General features: G+C 36.5%; 14 protein-coding genes. 4 read left to right on the forward strand and 10 right to left on the reverse strand.

Translation table 11 applies throughout. The features are described from left to right. Positions 1-5: 5 nt before the first annotated feature. The 3 genes from leuC to leuB are packed head-to-tail and all read left to right on the forward strand — an operon-like array spanning position 6 to position 3,117. Positions 6-1,394: a 3-isopropylmalate dehydratase large subunit gene (leuC, locus tag AC5YGG_RS09240; protein ID WP_496144223.1), complete on the forward strand. Its 1,389-nt coding sequence runs from the start codon at positions 6-8 to the stop codon at positions 1,392-1,394. Positions 1,395-1,403: 9 nt separating this feature from the next. Next, complete coding sequence (gene leuD / locus AC5YGG_RS09245) at positions 1,404-2,012, forward strand: 3-isopropylmalate dehydratase small subunit (RefSeq protein ID WP_496144224.1); 609 nt, start codon at positions 1,404-1,406, stop codon at positions 2,010-2,012. Beyond that, positions 1,993-3,117 carry a 3-isopropylmalate dehydrogenase gene (gene leuB / locus AC5YGG_RS09250; RefSeq protein ID WP_496144225.1) on the forward strand — a complete coding sequence of 375 codons (1,125 nt, stop codon included), beginning with the start codon at positions 1,993-1,995 and terminating at the stop codon, positions 3,115-3,117. The genes leuD and leuB overlap by 20 nt, the downstream gene beginning before the upstream one ends. A 352-nt stretch (positions 3,118-3,469) precedes the next feature. Here the strand turns inward: leuB and AC5YGG_RS09255 are convergent, their stop codons facing one another. The 10 genes from AC5YGG_RS09255 to AC5YGG_RS09300 all read right to left on the reverse strand — a co-directional run bounded on the left by AC5YGG_RS09255 (position 3,470) and on the right by AC5YGG_RS09300 (position 14,303). Next, positions 3,470-3,655, reverse strand: a complete 186-nt coding sequence (locus tag AC5YGG_RS09255) for a hypothetical protein (RefSeq protein ID WP_496144226.1) — start codon at positions 3,653-3,655, stop codon at positions 3,470-3,472. Positions 3,656-3,669: 14 nt separating this feature from the next. Beyond that, positions 3,670-4,275 (reverse strand): DUF4230 domain-containing protein, encoded by a 606-nt coding sequence (locus AC5YGG_RS09260; RefSeq protein ID WP_496144227.1) that lies wholly within the window; start codon positions 4,273-4,275, stop codon positions 3,670-3,672. Positions 4,276-4,278: 3 nt separating this feature from the next. Next, positions 4,279-4,842, reverse strand: a complete 564-nt coding sequence (locus AC5YGG_RS09265) for a thioredoxin family protein (RefSeq protein WP_496144228.1) — start codon at positions 4,840-4,842, stop codon at positions 4,279-4,281. A gap of 3 nt (positions 4,843-4,845) precedes the next feature. Further along, positions 4,846-5,313 (reverse strand): pyrophosphohydrolase domain-containing protein, encoded by a 468-nt coding sequence (locus tag AC5YGG_RS09270; protein WP_065394492.1) that lies wholly within the window; start codon positions 5,311-5,313, stop codon positions 4,846-4,848. Between the two features lie 198 nt (positions 5,314-5,511). Next, positions 5,512-5,931 carry a hypothetical protein gene (locus AC5YGG_RS09275; RefSeq protein WP_496144229.1) on the reverse strand — a complete coding sequence of 140 codons (420 nt, stop codon included), beginning with the start codon at positions 5,929-5,931 and terminating at the stop codon, positions 5,512-5,514. A gap of 12 nt (positions 5,932-5,943) precedes the next feature. Further along, positions 5,944-6,651 (reverse strand): hypothetical protein, encoded by a 708-nt coding sequence (locus AC5YGG_RS09280; protein ID WP_496144230.1) that lies wholly within the window; start codon positions 6,649-6,651, stop codon positions 5,944-5,946. A gap of 458 nt (positions 6,652-7,109) precedes the next feature. Next, complete coding sequence (locus tag AC5YGG_RS09285) at positions 7,110-9,341, reverse strand: zinc-dependent metalloprotease (protein WP_496144231.1); 2,232 nt, start codon at positions 9,339-9,341, stop codon at positions 7,110-7,112. Positions 9,342-9,512: 171 nt separating this feature from the next. After that, positions 9,513-12,446 carry a reprolysin-like metallopeptidase gene (locus AC5YGG_RS09290; protein WP_496144232.1) on the reverse strand — a complete coding sequence of 978 codons (2,934 nt, stop codon included), beginning with the start codon at positions 12,444-12,446 and terminating at the stop codon, positions 9,513-9,515. Between the two features lie 202 nt (positions 12,447-12,648). Then, positions 12,649-13,146 (reverse strand): DinB family protein, encoded by a 498-nt coding sequence (locus tag AC5YGG_RS09295; protein ID WP_496144233.1) that lies wholly within the window; start codon positions 13,144-13,146, stop codon positions 12,649-12,651. A gap of 17 nt (positions 13,147-13,163) precedes the next feature. Continuing rightward, a complete protein-coding gene (locus AC5YGG_RS09300; RefSeq protein WP_062699683.1) occupies positions 13,164-14,303 on the reverse strand; it encodes an acyl-CoA dehydrogenase family protein in 1,140 nt (379 codons plus the stop codon). 193 nt (positions 14,304-14,496) lie between these two features. Here AC5YGG_RS09300 and AC5YGG_RS09305 point away from each other — a divergent pair, with 193 nt between their 5' ends. Continuing rightward, a complete protein-coding gene (locus AC5YGG_RS09305; protein ID WP_496144234.1) occupies positions 14,497-16,371 on the forward strand; it encodes an endonuclease in 1,875 nt (624 codons plus the stop codon). Positions 16,372-16,501: the final 130 nt, after the last annotated feature.

Here is a 16,501-nt window from a genome sequence, read left to right on the forward strand (position 1 = left end):
TAAAAATGAACAACGATAAAAAGACACTTTTTGATAAAGTTTGGGACGCTCATGTTGTAGATACTGTTCCGGACGGACCACAAATCGTATATATAGACAAACATCTGATTCACGAAGTGACCAGCCCGCAGGCTTTTGCAGAGCTTGAATCTAGGAATCTGGAAGTTTTCAGACCTGAACAAATTGTCGCAACAGCAGATCACAATGTTCCTACATTGCATCAGGAACAACCGATCCGTGATGAGTTATCAAGAAATCAGATTCAGCAGTTAACAGAGAACTGCCAGAAAAATAATATTGAATTATTCGGATTGGGACATCAGTACCAGGGTATTGTTCACATTATTGCACCTGAATTGGGTATTACACAGCCGGGAATGAGCATTGTTTGTGGTGATAGCCATACTTCCACACATGGAGCTTTTGGAGCTATAGCTTTTGGAATCGGAACCAGTCAGGTTGCTCAGGTATTTGCCAGCCAGTGTTTGCTGCTGAATAAGCCAAAATCTATGAGAATTACCGTGAATGGGAAACTTAATGAAAATGTTCAGCCTAAAGATGTGATTCTTTATATCATTTCAAAGATCGGAACAGATGGCGGAACAGGTTATTTCTGTGAATATGCCGGAAACGTCTTCGAAGAAATGTCGATGGAAGGAAGGATGACGGTTTGTAATATGAGCATCGAAATGGGTGCTCGCGGTGGAATGATTGCTCCTGATGAAACCACTTTCAATTATGTACAAGGAAGAAAATTTGCTCCAAAAGGTGAGGATTGGGATGAAAAAGTAGCCTACTGGAACACTTTGAAAACTGATGAAGGAGCTGTTTTTGATAAGGAATTAAGCTTTAATGCATCAGATATCTATCCGATGATTACTTATGGAACGAATCCTGGTATGGGAATATCAATTCATGAAACCATTCCTGCTCCACAAAATGAATCAGAAGCGAAAGCGCTGCAATATATGGGACTGGAAGCAGGGCAGGCGCCTTCCAGTATAAAAGTTAATTATGTATTTATTGGAAGCTGTACCAACGCAAGAATTGAAGATTTCCGTTCTGCAGCACAGTATATTAAAGGAAAAAATAAGTCAGAAGCTGTAAAAGCATTAATTGTTCCCGGTTCTCAACAGGTTGTAAAGCAAATCTACGAAGAAGGATTGGATAAAATTTTCAATGATGCAGGATTCCAGATCAGGCAGCCAGGATGTTCAGCCTGTCTTGCAATGAATGACGATAAAATTCCCGAAGGAGAATACTGTGTTTCTACCTCCAACAGAAATTTTGAAGGAAGACAGGGGCAAGGAGCGAGAACCATTCTAGCAAGTCCGCTTACAGCTGCAAAAGCCGCAATAGAAGGTAGAATTTCTGCTTTTGAAAGTTTAAATTAAAAAGAATACATGCAAAAATTAGTTATAATAAAATCCAGCGCAGTACCGTTGCCTGCAGAAAATATAGATACAGACCAGATTATTCCGGCAAGATTCCTTAAAAGTATAGACAGAAAAGGTTTTGGTGAAAATCTTTTCAGAGATTGGAGGTTTAATATTCACACCAATGAACCTAATTCTGATTTTGTTTTAAATAATCCAAAATTCAATGGTGAAATCCTCGTGGCAGGTAACAATTTTGGATGTGGCAGCAGCCGTGAACATGCAGCCTGGGCATTGACAGATTATGGTTTTAAAGTAATTATATCCAGTTATTTTGCAGATATTTTTAAAGGAAATGCTCTCAATAACGGACTTCTTCCGGTAAAAGTCTCTGAAGAATTTTTAAAGGAAATTTTAGAAGGAATTAATGAAAATCCAAATAATGAAATTGCCATTGATGTAGAATTACAATCCATCAGCTTTAAAGATACCACTGAAACTTTTGAACTGGATTCCTATAAAAAAATATGCCTATTGAATGGCTATGACGATATTGATTTCTTAATCAGCAAGAAACAGGCGATCACTAATTTTGAACTAAAAACACAGAAAAAAAATGAGCAACAATTATTTTAAAATCGCAGTTCTTCCCGGAGACGGAATAGGTCCTGAAATTATCGGTGAAAGCATCAAAATATTAGATGTAATTGCAGACGTTTTTCAATACAAATTTCATTTTGATTACGGACTGATCGGTGCGGAAGCTATTTTTAAAACAGGAAATCCTTTACCTGATGAAACGTTAACTATTTGCAAGGAATCTGATGCTGTACTTTTTGGGGCAATAGGAGATCCTGCATTTGATAACAATCCTGAAGCCAAAGTAAGACCTGAACAAGGGTTATTAAAACTTCGTAAAGAGTTAGGATTATTTGCCAATATCCGCCCTTTGAAAACGTATGCTTCTCTGATTGACAAGAGTCCATTGAAGAGAGAAATTATTGAAGGTGCTGATATTCAGATTTTCAGGGAATTAGTAAGCGGTATTTATTTTGGTGAAAAATTTACAGATCCGGATGGTGCTTATGCTTATGATATCTGTAAGTACAGCAGAGAAGATATTCTACCGATTGCTCATATGGCATTTCAGGAAGCGCAGAAAAGAAATAAAAAGCTGACTTTAATTGACAAAGCGAATGTGCTGGATACTTCAAGATTATGGAGAAAAATCTGTCAGGAAATCGCGTCTGAATACCCTGATGTACAATTGGATTATATGTTTGTCGATAATGCAGCAATGCAGTTGATCCTTAACCCGAAACAGTTTGATGTTATTTTGACAGAAAATATGTTCGGTGATATTATTTCTGATGAAGCAAGCGTAATCGGTGGTTCTATCGGTTTGCTTCCGTCAGCATCAGTAGGAGAGAATAATGCTTTATTTGAGCCTATTCACGGTTCTTATCCACAGGCGAAAGGAAAAGGAATTGCCAATCCTATTGCTTCTATTTTAAGTGTAGCAATGATGCTGGATCATCTTAACCTGCATGCCGCAGCTCATAAACTGAGACAATCCGTAGAGCATGCCATTGAAAATAAATATGTTACGGTAGATCTTAACAGCAAACAATATTATTCTACCAGCGAAGTGGGAAGCTTCATTGCGGATCATATCAAATATTCTGAAAAATCATATTACAATTTTGAAAATGTAAAAATCGGTAAATCTACCATTGTATAAATAAAAAAGTTCACTTAGATAGATAGTTAGAAGAAAAGTTCTGTTTCGTATGATACAGAGCCTTTCGACTTTTTAAATGAAAATATTTTTACGATAATTTTGAAATAGCAGTAATAAAATGGTGATCAGTCTCGAAAATTGTGGATTGAATCAGTACAATTGATTCAAGCTTTGCTTCTTAAAATACAACACCAGATAATAGAAATCCTTTGCGTTAAATTTTAAAATTAAACAGATCTAAATATTCTAAGCCCCACAACTTTTGTGCTTGAGCCTAAAAAAGGTTCTGACTCATGCGAGACAGAACCTTTTTATTCTAAACTGAAATTAAAATCAAACTTGATGGGTTTTCTTAATCCTTTGTATTATCCGTTTTTCCTGATTTGTTTTTAGAAGATTTCTGAATGTCTTCCTTATCAATGTCAGGGGGATTAACCTTTTTCGATGAAGCAGGAATATTCTGGAAATCCTGATTCTGATTTTTAGTCTCTGCGGTATTAGCAGATTCTTTCTTTTTGCTGTTTCCTTTTGAGTCCATTGCCTGAATTATTTTTAGAGTCCAAGAACACCGATCTTTCCGGTTTTATCTTCTATAGTATAATTCAAAGCTTTTGCCAAAACGAAAATATTATCAAGGTTTTCCATTAATTGCTTGCGTCCTTCGGTTCTCAGTTGGTTCTGATCAATAGATTTAATCGCCGTTTCCTTCGCTTTTGTGGTTACATTTTTAATGTCTTTTTCAGAAATTCTATTAAAAAATGAATCATCCAGCGATTGAATTTCCACACTTGGTGTAATTCTGATGTCTGCGTCAGGAAGTTCTGCAATGATCAGTTTTTTATTAATGGAATCCACTTCAAGCTTCATCTTATTAAGATCATAAGAAACCTGAGCATTGGTTTTGGTGTAGGTAATGATACTGTTGCTTGAAACTTCTTTTCCAAGAAATTCATAGCCCATTTTGGTTTTCTGCATAGAAGAATTATTCTGTTCTATCACCACCATCTTATTCATCTTGGAGATCTGGTTGGTCAGAATATAATAATCTGATTTTTCCGTTTTCTTTCCAAGGTTAAGACAGGATTTTAGACCAAAAAAGAGCAGCGCCATCACGCCGGCACCGGCTACAAATGATAATATTGTTTTATAATTTCTCAAAATCTATTTAAAAATATCTTTAATTACAGATGAATCATTCTTTTTCAGGATTTCAACCATATCTCTTTCAATATATCCGGTAGTTGGCATTTCTATAATTCTTCCGGCTTCCTTGCCATATCTTTTAAGGATAATAGTAGGAACTTTCTGAATATTGTATAGAGATTCATCCCCTGTTGGAGATTCTTTTTTACGGTTTACTGCAATAATCGTCAGCTTACTTTCAGGAAATCCAACTTCTTCCAATATTTTCATTAATCTTGGAATGTCTCTGTGGCTGTCTTCACACCAGGTTCCCATGAAAACAATGATATCGTAAGACCCAAGTCTTTCTTTTTTCAGCTCACTGATTGCTTTTTGATCCAAAGCATATTCATCGTGCTCTTTTACATACCAATCTGCATAGGGAGCCTTTAAGAACTGCTCTTTCAGCTGATGTCCCAAAAGCATTTTACCGTCTTTTTCTGTATCTACTTCGCGGTTTACCACTACTTTTTGAGCGCTAAGCTGCTGAGTAGCTAAGAATAAACCTGAAACGGCAACAAGGTTTGTAATAAATTTTTTCATATTTTATTTCTCAATAATTGACTTTAGATCAGCAGGAGAGTAGTATTTGTTTTTTAATACTTTATGATCTGCCTTTCTGTAAACGTTAAACTTTTCACCAGACTTTTCATAAAAAGATTCTACCTCCTTTTCTTTATAGAATTCAACGGTTTCATTAGCCTGCTCTTCATTGTCACATGCTTTAGACATATTGGAACGCTGAACTTCGTTGAATAGTTCTACAAATTTATTGCCAAGACCGAATTCCAGAACGGCACCACTCAAAACATATTGTAAATCACAAAGAGCATCAGCAATTTCTACGATATTGTTGTCTGCAATTGCCTGCTTAAGTTCATTTAATTCTTCCTGTAAAAGTTCAACTCTAAGGTTACATCTTTCAGGAGAAGGAATTTGTGGGGTGTCTAGAATAGGGGCTTTGAAAGTAGTATGGAATTCTGCTACTTGGTTCAAACTATCAATTTTATCCATGAATTTTTTTATTTATGACAAAGATAGAAAACGATTTGCTAATGGTGAAATGTCTGATGTAAATAAGCACGATAATTTGTGATCGATTATCTTTATTAATCGGTAGTAAAAAAATGATTGGCAAGAGAAAATCTGAAACGATAAAAAAAACACAACTTTAACGTTGTGGTTTTGTCTTTGTAATGTGTTCAATTTCAGTTATTCCAGTTCCTGATACTCCCGGATCCCTGAGATTTGTAAGATTTCTAATCCCGGTTGTCTTTCCCCATAGCTGAATACGCAAATGTATTTTGACTGGCATGATGAGCAATCGGTTCCAAAATAAAGGGTGGGTAGATCATTTACTGTAAGCTCTCCCAAATGTATCATTCTCTGTGAGGTTTCTGCGACCATTCCGTTTTTTAATAATTCGGATTTAGGTACAATATTATCTTCGTGATACACCTGAATGATTGGAAATCCTGATTGATAGGGAGAAATTTTAACAGTATTTTCATGATGACAGTTGCAGCATGTAAATTGAGTAGTCGCAGCCGGAATTGCTTCATCGTTAACAAATCTGTCTTTTGCAAGCACCGCTTTTTTACCTATGTTTATTTTTTTTGATATTGAATACATCTGAATTTATTTTTACTGTATAACGGTTCCTACACTATTAGGGTATTTGCCGCTTGGACTTTTTTTGATGGTAATTTTTACATAACCTTCTTCTGCTAATTTATTCCATGTTTTTTGATAACCTGTTGCGATATCAACCGGTATTTTCCACATAGTTTGCTTGCCTTTGCCTTCCATATTAAACCAAGGGATGATATCCGCAGTTTGTGATTTGAAAGGAAGTGCATTGTTTACGACATCTATTTCATAATAGAAATCATATTTGTTTTCCGGCTGATTTAATGCTCTTTGAGTAAAGGTGTAAACATATCCGTTAATAATAGGGCTTGTAAAACTTCCTCCCAAGGTAGGAACACCCGTTCCGTCATAGTTTCCGATAGCACCGCTATATCTGTCGAATTTTTGTCCGGCTACGAAAGGTACATCATCTACAATATTATATCCTCCGTTTGCTGGCGGCCAACCTCCGTTTAGGTTGTTTGCTTTGAAAAGGGCTTCAAGTTCGCTCCATTTTCCCTGTTTATATAAATCGTATGCCTGATTTCTGATGGTTGCGTTTACCGTTCCGTCTGTATCATAGGTGGTAGCCAGTTCATCAGCGTTTTTGTAGAATACAATTTTTACAGGATTGTTGTCAACTTCTTCATCTCTATCTGAGCTACAGGCGATAGAAAAAGAGGCAATCGTTAAAACAAAAAAGTACTTAAATAAATGTTTCATATAATAAATTTTAAATTATGTAAAAAATTAATTAAGTATTATCGGGGAATGCTGGGGTACTTTACCATTGCAGGTTTGTAATAATGGTTTAAATATAAGGAGGAGTAAAAATTGCACCTTGAAAATTAGAATAACTTTTAAAGTATAACCAATCAACTTCTGTCAACGAAATAAACCTATATATTGCCTAAAAAGCACAGGTGAAATTCCCTTAAATACAAATTAGAGTGCGGTACAACTAAAAGCAGTGTATTGAATGGTAAATTTAATTAAAAAGTCAATCTCTGGTGAAATTATTTACAATAAAACGTTATTTAAGAATTAATTGCATGAATATTAGTTATTTGTATTAAAATATTTAATGTTATACATGCTTGATTTTAAATCATACAACTTATTTAAAGCTAAAAAGCTGCCCTTTAAAGAGCAGCTTTTTCGTTTTTTATGGTAAGTATGGTTTATTCCTTGATGAAGATCTTGGAGAATTTTCCAATCTGAATTACGTAATTTCCTTTTACCAATATTCTTACGTCAATTGTTCCTCGCTGAAGATTTCCTGACATTACCAGTTTCCCGGACATATCATAGATTTTATAATTTTCGGATTTTGTATTGGATAAAGTAAGAATGTCTTTTACAGGATTTGGATATAGTTTTATTTCTGTTGCTTTTGTAAATTCAGTTTCTACAGTGGATAGTTTTCCTGATTCGGTTACAGATATATTGGCTTTATTTACATTAAAGAAAATATGATTACTTCCCTTTACCATAATTCTTCCGGAAGTAGTTGCCGTATCTGGAATTGTTACGGATTCTGAACCGTCATTTGGAGTTTCTGCCAATAGGGTAGTCCAGGTATTTCCATTATCTGTAGACCAGAGAATATCTACATTGTCAGCATTAATGTTGTTTGCGGTGGTACCTGCAGCATTCCACGTCACGGTTTGTGAACTTCCTCCTGTGTAAGAGATTGCATCATTTTGTGAAGTAACGATAAAAGGACCTGCCGCTGCATTTACAGTGATTTTTGCATCATCCGAGTTATTTCCTGCACCTCCTAATCTGTTATCTCTAACGGTAAATCTGAAATTTAAGTTCCTTGATACTAAAGATAAGGCTTCTACGTCTATTTCTGCTCCCATTGTTTTGGTTGAGCCGGCTAACACCGATGACATTCGTGGGAAATATCTTACAGGAGATGTTGTAGGTGTCCATGATCTGAAAGTTGGTCCTAAAGTTTTTGTAGGAGTAGCCGCAGAATTGCTTCCTGTCTGAGAAGAAGTTCCTCTGTCCATCTGTTCCCAGATATAAGTAAGTGAATCTCCGTCAGCATCCGTTCCGGAACCCGTAAGCACAAAGGGAGTACCCTTAGGAATAGTATAATCCTGTCCCGCATCTGCTGTAGGAATTGAATTTCCGGTAGGTGAGTTTACAGAACATGTTTTTGTTTTAATATTATTGGTAATTTGTTCAATACTGCGGGCATGAAAGAATGGATCTGAATGAGGCTGAACATCATATCCCGTAATCCCAGCATATCCCATAATAGTAGATCCTGAACCTGGTTCTACAGGCTGTAAATCTGTCTGCGTGCTGTAAGACCAGGTATGGTTTCCACCGAACTGATGTCCCATTTCATGAGCTACAAAATCAATATCGAAAGTATCCCCTGAAGGAATTCCATTAGACGGAGAAGTATATCCGGCTCCTTTATAATTATCAGGATAAGTTCCCATGTCAAGATAGGTTCCCATATCGTCACTGCATATACAGCCGATGCACCCTGCATCACCACCACCTCCTGTAGCTCCAAGCAAATGACCAATATCAAAGTTTTCATTTCCAATAGTAGAACTCAGTGCATTCATAAGCTCAAGGTTCCATTTATTCATTTGTACGGATGGTGAGAATGGATCTGTTGAAGCATTAGTATAAACAATGACATCATTATTGGGAATCAAAACCATTCTTGCGGCAAAATCATTTTCAAAAATACCATTTACGCGGGTAAGCGTATTGTTCATTGCTGCTAAAGCCTGGGCTTTGGTACCCCCGAAGAACGCTGCATATTCTCCTGTACAGGCAAGAGCAAGTCTGAAGGTTCTTAAAGTAGCATCATTAGCATTTCTTGCGCTGATAGCACCGGAAGCATCTTTTTGAGCTGTTTCAAGAACTTTACATTCAAGTTTGTTGAGATTATCTTTTCTGTCAGATCTTTTATAGACTATATATGTTGACTGATCTTTGGTATAAGGTTCAATAAAAACTGCCGATTTATCCCCATAAATTTCCATGGAAGAAAGCCCTAAAGAAGAAATACTGAAATAAATCGTTGAAGAAGGATCTTCCACGCCTTGTCCTACATAAGATTTGATATCAGGATATCTGGCTGCCAGCTCAGGAGTAAAGTTTGAGTTTTCAGTTACCCTGAAAGCCTCCATTCTTCCCTTTGAGTTTGGAAAAGAAATGGTAACTCCTGATTTTTCCGTTAATCTTTTTGGTGTTTTTGCCAAAGAATTCTTTAAACCATCAATATCCAGATGAAAAACTCGTGGATTATCAATACTTTTCATGTTTTCAAGAATGGGCGAGGAATTTTTCTCAGATCTTTTAGACCATAGACGGTCTGTTTGCGCAAAAGAAACGCCAGATAACACCAGCATCCCCATCATTAATAATTGTTTTTTCATGTTGCCGTGAATTTTTGCAGTTCAAAACTAACAAAAATAATAGTAAAAAAATAATTTTTCTTTAGAATAATTTAAAATAAGAATAAGCAAAATGCATAACATATTGAATATAAATAAAAAGGCTGCTCTGAGTAGAGCAGCCTTCACATCGTTTAAAATTTTAATAGACTATTAGTTCTTAATGAATCTTTGAGCCTTTTCTCCAACTTGGAGCATATAAGCGCCTTTTACAAGGTTACTTACATTCACTGTACCTCTTTGAAGTTTTCCTGAGTCAATTAGTTTTCCACCCATATCGAAGATTTTGTAATCTTCAGATGACGTATTTGAAATATGCATGATATCTTTTGCAGGGTTTGGATATAGCTTAATACCAGTGATCAAATTGTTGGTATTAGAAAGATCTCCTCTTCCTGAAGAAACAATATTCAATGTATAATCTTCAACCTGTCCGTATGTGTAAGCTTCACATGAAGATGTAGGGATTGAGCTGTATTTCATCATTACTCTCATTCTTGTAGAACCAATTGCAGCCGTTGCCGGAATTGTAATAGATCCTGTAACCGGTGAAGTAGTAGATCCTGCTTTTGACCAAACTAATTCTCCGCTGTCTGTAAAGTCACCGTCACCATTGTAATCAATGTAAACAGCATATGCTTCACTGTATTTGGTTGATGTCCAAACCGGAGTAATAGAGATGGTATAAGTGTTTCCTCTGGTAACATTTGTAGAAACAGAAGTGAAGTTCTCATAACCCGCAGTTCCCGTTGAAGTATTATTAATTGTTCCGAAGCTTACATTTCCGATTCTTTCATCCGCTGTATTGGAAGCAGAAGCAGAACAATAAGTAACTGTACCACCTCCAGCAAGAGTTGTAACACTTACGGTATTGCTTGAAGAAGAAGCATTACCTGCTGCATCTTTTGCTTTCACAGAGAAACTGTATGTTGTAGAAGGAGTCAATCCAGTTACGGTAAGAGTTGTAGAAGCTGTAGAACCAATCAATGAAGCCCCTTGGTATACATCGTATCCTGTAACTCCTACATTGTCTGTAGCTCCGGACCAGGATAAGTTAGTGCTTGTAGATGTTGTACCTGAAGCAGCAAGGGTAGGTGCCGTAGGAGCAACAGTATCAGGTGTTCCTGAACCTGCATTTACCGAGATATTAGCATTATTTACATCAAAGAAAATATGATTAGACCCTTTTACCATAATTCTTCCCGTAGTTGTGGTTGCATTAGGAATTGTTACGGCTTGCGAACCATCATTTGGAGTCCCTGATAATAGAGTAGTCCATGTATTTCCGTTGTCTGTAGACCAAAGAATGTCTACATTGGCAGTATTTACATTGTTTGCCGTAGTTCCTGCCACATCCCATGTTACAGTTTGTGAACTTCCACCCGTATATGTAGTGGCTGAATTCTGTGAAGTAACTAAGAAAGGTCCCGCAGTGCTGTTAACAGTGATTACTGCATCATCAGAATTGTTCCCTGAACCTCCTGCCTTATTATCGCGAACAGTAAATCTGAAGTTTAAAGTTCTTGCTACCGAAGAAAGTGCTTCTACAGTAATTTCTGAACCCGCAGTAGTTGTTGCTCCTGCTAATACGGAAGCCATTCTTGGGAAATATCTTGTAGGAACAGTAGTTGGAGCCCATGATCTGAAGTTAGGTCCCGAAGCTTTTGTTGCACTTGCAGCAGAGCTGGCACCTGTTTGAGAAGAAGACGCATTATCCATCTGTTCCCAGATATAAGTTAAAGAATCTCCGTCCGCATCCGTTCCTGTACCGGTAAGGACAAATGGAGTTCCTTTCGGAATGGTATAATCAAGACCTGCATTAGCTGTCGGGATAGAATTCCCCGTATTTGTATTTACTGAACAGGTTTTAGCTTTAATATTATTAGTGATCTGCTGAATGCTTATTGCATGGAAAAATGCATCAGAATGTGGTTGGATGTCCTGGCTGGTAATTCCTGCATACCCCATGATAGTTGATCCTGATCCTGGTTCCATATTAGCCCCCGTACCCTCGTTGTTCATAGAGAATGTGTGATTTCCGCCAAATTGATGTCCCATTTCATGAGCAACATAATCGATATCGAAGTTATCTCCGGATGGAATTGCGTCTGCAGGAGAAGTATATCCGCTTCCCTTCGAACCGTTTGTACAGATACAACCGATACATCCTGCGTTTCCTCCGCCTCCGGAAGCTCCGAACAAGTGCCCGATATCATAATTGGCTTCCCCGATTACAGAAGTTAAAGTGCTTTGTAACTGAGAATTCCAGCTGCTCATTCCTGATGCCGCAGAATAAGGATCTGTAGAGGCATTCGTGTAAATAACAGCGTCATTGTTGGCAATTAAAACCATTCTTGCTGCAAAATCTTTTTCAAAAACTCCGTTTACGCGGGTCATTGTATTATTGATTGCAGCTAAAGCCTGAGCTTTTGTCCCCCCGAAATAAGTAGTATATTCTCCAGTAGTTGACAATGCCAGTCTGAATGTTCTTAATTTTGCATCATCGGCATTTGGTCTTGCCGCAAGATTTGGATTACTTGCTCCTTTTTTAGCCACATCTATTACAGTACACTCAAATTTGCTCAAATCATCTTTTTTATCAGACTTTTTGTATACTACATACGTTGAAAGGTCTTTTGAATAAGGTTCAATGAATACTGCCGATTTGTCACCATATATCTCCATTGAAGATAATCCTAGTGAAGATACACTGAAATAAACTGTAGAATTAGGATCTTCAAGCCCTTGTCCTACATATGACTTGATGTCTGGATATTTTGCTGCCAGCTCAGGAGCAAAGTTGGAATTTTCTTTTACCTTAAAGTTTTCCATTTTCCCTTCAGAATTCGGGAAAGAGATAATGATCTCTGATTTTTCACCGGCTGCCAGTCTTTTGGGTGCTTTTGCTAAAGCGTTTTTTAATCCGTTAATGTCAAGGCTAAAAACCTTTGGATTATTAATGTTTGTTTTGTTTTCAAAGATCTCCGAAGAAGTTCTTTTAGAGTTAGGAGACCAAAGACGGTCAGTCTGCGCATAGGAAACTCCAGTGATCAGGAGCATTCCAATCAGGGTTAATTGTCTTTTCATATTAAATATTTGTTTTTATTATGGTAAATCGAAATTAATAAAAAATATATTACGAAAAACAAAATTTTTTAAGAAAATTTTAGACTATGCGTTTAATTTGTTATGTGATACATTGTATATAATTGAAAAGAGGCTTCCAGAAAAGAAAAATGCCACATGTATAAAAACATATGGCATTGATATATCAAATAAAATAATTTATTTACCTTTTATCATCAGCGGTAGGACCATAAAGTCCGGGAACCTTGTTACCGGTAGATCTTAGATAGACAACCAGCTCACCTCTGTGGTGGTACAAATGATTAAACAGAAAACCTCTTACAACCTGAACTTTTGGTGATGGTGGGAAAAGTACATTTCCGTTCATTTCCATTTTCCATTCATTGAAGTAGGTATTTTCATCTGAGTTTTCAAGAACTTTCTGTGCCTGGGCTACATTCTCTTCAAATTTGGCAAGAATATTTTCGGCTTTGGAAATATCACCTTTGTCATATTGATATTTTCCCATGTCAAAAACATCCTGATTGAAGGTAGGACCGTACCAGTTGTAAACTTCAGCAATGTGAGAAGCCAGCTGACCTGTTGTCCAGTTTTTCTCAGACGGTTTCCAATCTAAAGCGCTGTCAGGGATTGCTTTTAAAATTTTTCTGGTGTTTTCTGCTTCATGCAAAAATTCACCCAAAAGTGCCTGTTTGATCATTTGTATGAGGATTAAAGTTATTTTGTAATATCTCTTCCGATCACCAGTCTCTGGATTTCAGAAGTTCCTTCTCCAATAGTACAAAGCTTAGAATCTCTGTAGAATTTTTCAGCAGGGAAGTCCTTAGTATATCCATACCCTCCAAAGATCTGCACTGCATTGTTAGAAATTCTTACACAAGCTTCAGATGCATATAATTTTGCCATTGCACCTTCTTTTGTCATTTTTTGCTTAGCATTTTTCAATGTAGAAGCTCTTTGGATCAAAAGCTCAGCAGCGTCAATTTCTGTAGCCATATCAGCCAGCATGAAGTTTATTGCCTGGAATTCAGAGATTGATTTTCCAAACTGGTGTCTTTCTTTAGCATACTTTAAAGCAGCTTTGTAAGCTCCTCTTGCTGTTCCTAAACTTAAAGCTGCGATAGAAATTCTACCTCCATCTAATATTTTCATAGCTTGTTTGAAACCTTCTCCAACTTCTCCTAAACGGTGAGAATCTGGTACACGTACGTTGTCGAAAATTAGTTCAGCTGTTTCAGAAGCACGCATTCCCAGTTTGTTTTCTTTTTTACCGGAAGTGAAACCTGGCATTCCTTTTTCTAAAACAAAAGCCGTAGAGTTGTTTTTAGCTCCTTTTTCTCCTGTTCTTGTCATTACCACGGCAATATCTCCTGAAATAGCGTGAGTAATAAAGTTTTTAGCTCCGTTGATGATCCACTCATCTCCATCTTTCACAGCAGTTGTAGACATACCACCAGAATCGGAACCTGTATTGTGCTCTGTCAATCCCCAAGCTCCGATTACTTTTCCGGATGCCAATTGAGGAAGCCATTTATTTCTTTGTTCTTCATTTCCAAACTCATAAATATGATTTGTACAAAGAGAATTGTGTGCTGCTACAGAAAGTCCGATAGAAGGGTCCACTTGGGAAATCTCATCCAGAATAGCAACATATTCATGATAGCCCAATCCGGAACCTCCATATTGCTCAGGCACTACGATTCCCATAAAACCCATTTCTCCAAGCTGGTGAAATAAATCTTTTGGAAAAGTCTGGCTCTCATCCCACTCCATAATATTTGGTCGGATATTCTTTTCTGCAAATTCTCTAGCTGTCTCCGCTATCATTTTGATGTTGTCAATTGTCTCTGTATTCATATTGATAATAGTTAGTTCCCAAAGATAATTAAATTGACGGAATGCTAAAGAAAATTATTCAAACCATAATGTGGTAATTCACAATATTTTAATTTCCAGTTTTTTATATTTTTATAAATTAATATATTCGTAATAAAATATTCCGTTTTTAACGTATTTTATTTCACTAATTTAGCCTCCCAATTTTTAAGGCATGAAAAAAATTCTACTTCCTATTATTTTAATATCCTCCTATATTTCCGCGCAGCCTCCTGCCGGATATTATGACGGAACAGCAGGACTGACAGGCTATGCCCTGAAAACAAAAGTCCATGATATTATCTCTAAAAAGAATATCAACTGGCATTATGACGATCTTCCCGCATTCTATAATCAGACTGATCTTGACTGGTATTATGATGAACATACACAAGCTAACAATAGTACCATTTTATTAGATATTTATTCTGAAAACCCTACTGGTCCTGATGCTTATGAATATACTTCAGCCAACCTTATCAGTACTACAGGTGGGGAAGGAGAAGGATACAATAGAGAGCATGCTATGCCTCAAAGCACCTTCGGGAGTAGTTATCCTATGTTTTCTGATTTACATTTTGTAATTCCTACAGATGCTAAAATCAATCAGTTAAGAAATAATTATCCTTATGGTATTGGCAATTCAACGCTACATTATACATTTACTAATACCTCAAAAATAGCCAATAGCGCTATTCCTAATTATGCTTATACGAACAGGGTATATGAGCCGATTGATGAATTTAAAGGTGATGTAGCCAGAATGTTGCTGTATTTTGTTGTTCGTTATGAAAACAAATTACCATCATTTAATTATTCTACCAATATTAATCCTGCAATAGACAGATCTCCCCTTGACGGAACAGCGGAAAGAGCATTTGATGCGCCCTATATTGCAATGCTTCTTCAGTGGCATCAGCAAGATCCGGTTTCTCCAAGGGAAATCAATAGAAACAATGCTGTATTTGCCATCCAGAAAAATAGAAATCCCTTTATTGATAATCCACAATGGGTAAATGAAATATGGACTCAGACACCGGATACAATTGCTCCTCAGGCACCATTAAATGTAACAGCAGGACAAACCGGAGCATATTTTACAACCTTAAGCTGGTCACCAAGTACAAGTTCAGATGTGATTGGATATAATATCTATCAGAATGGGGTGTTTTTAAGCTCCACCAAGTCAACAACACTGGTTATTGATCATCTCAATCCTTCTTCGTCCTATACTTATACAGTGAAGTCTTATGATAATGGATATCTGAATTCATCAGACAGTAATTCGGTTGCTGTAAACACCCTTGCTTCCGACGGATTTGCTAAAGACTTATTTATCTCTAAATATATAGAAGGAACATCTAATAATAAAGCAATAGAAATCACAAACAAAACCGGTCATCCTGTAGATCTTAAAGATTATAAATTATCTGTTCAGGCGTATGGTAATGGAAATTATTATTTTCCAGCAGGTTTTGAAATGGAAGGAACAATACAGAATAATGAAAGAATTGTAATTTTAAATCCAAGATCGAATCTTACGTGTTTCAATATAGAGCAGGCGAGATTTGTAACAGCAGCACCTCAATTGGCTTATGACGGAGATAAATACTACGAATTGAGATATAAATCAACAACAGTGGATGCTCTAGGAGTTAAAAACCAATCCAATGTTTCTACTTTGAAGGATGTTTCTTTGTACAGGAAAATCTCTGTTAATCAGCCTTCAAATTCCTTTAATAGTTCTGAATGGGATCTTTATCCTGTAGATTACTGTCAGGACCTTGGCGGAACCTTATCCACATCAGAGTTTATTACTTCTGTCAATAAAGAACTTAAAATCTATCCGAATCCGGTTTATGAAAACATCTATGTAAGCGGAGAAACTGAAAAAATACAGACTGCACAAATCCTTGATTTCTCAGGAAAGATCATCTACACCGAAAAAAAACCGTTTAGAAATAAGAAAAATATTTCTGTACAGGGAATCCCAACGGGAACTTATATTTTAAGACTGGATAATCATACTCAGCAATTTATTAAAAAATAAAAAACACTTATTACTTTTTTAATGATATCAACCAAACAGGTTTTTAAATCTGTTTGGTTTTTTTTGAAATCGTAATCTCATCCTTGGCAGGGTTCAAAACCCTGCTAAGGATATTACAGCAGTTACCCAA

The sequence above is a fragment of the Chryseobacterium sp. CS2K3 genome, assembly GCF_059515185.1.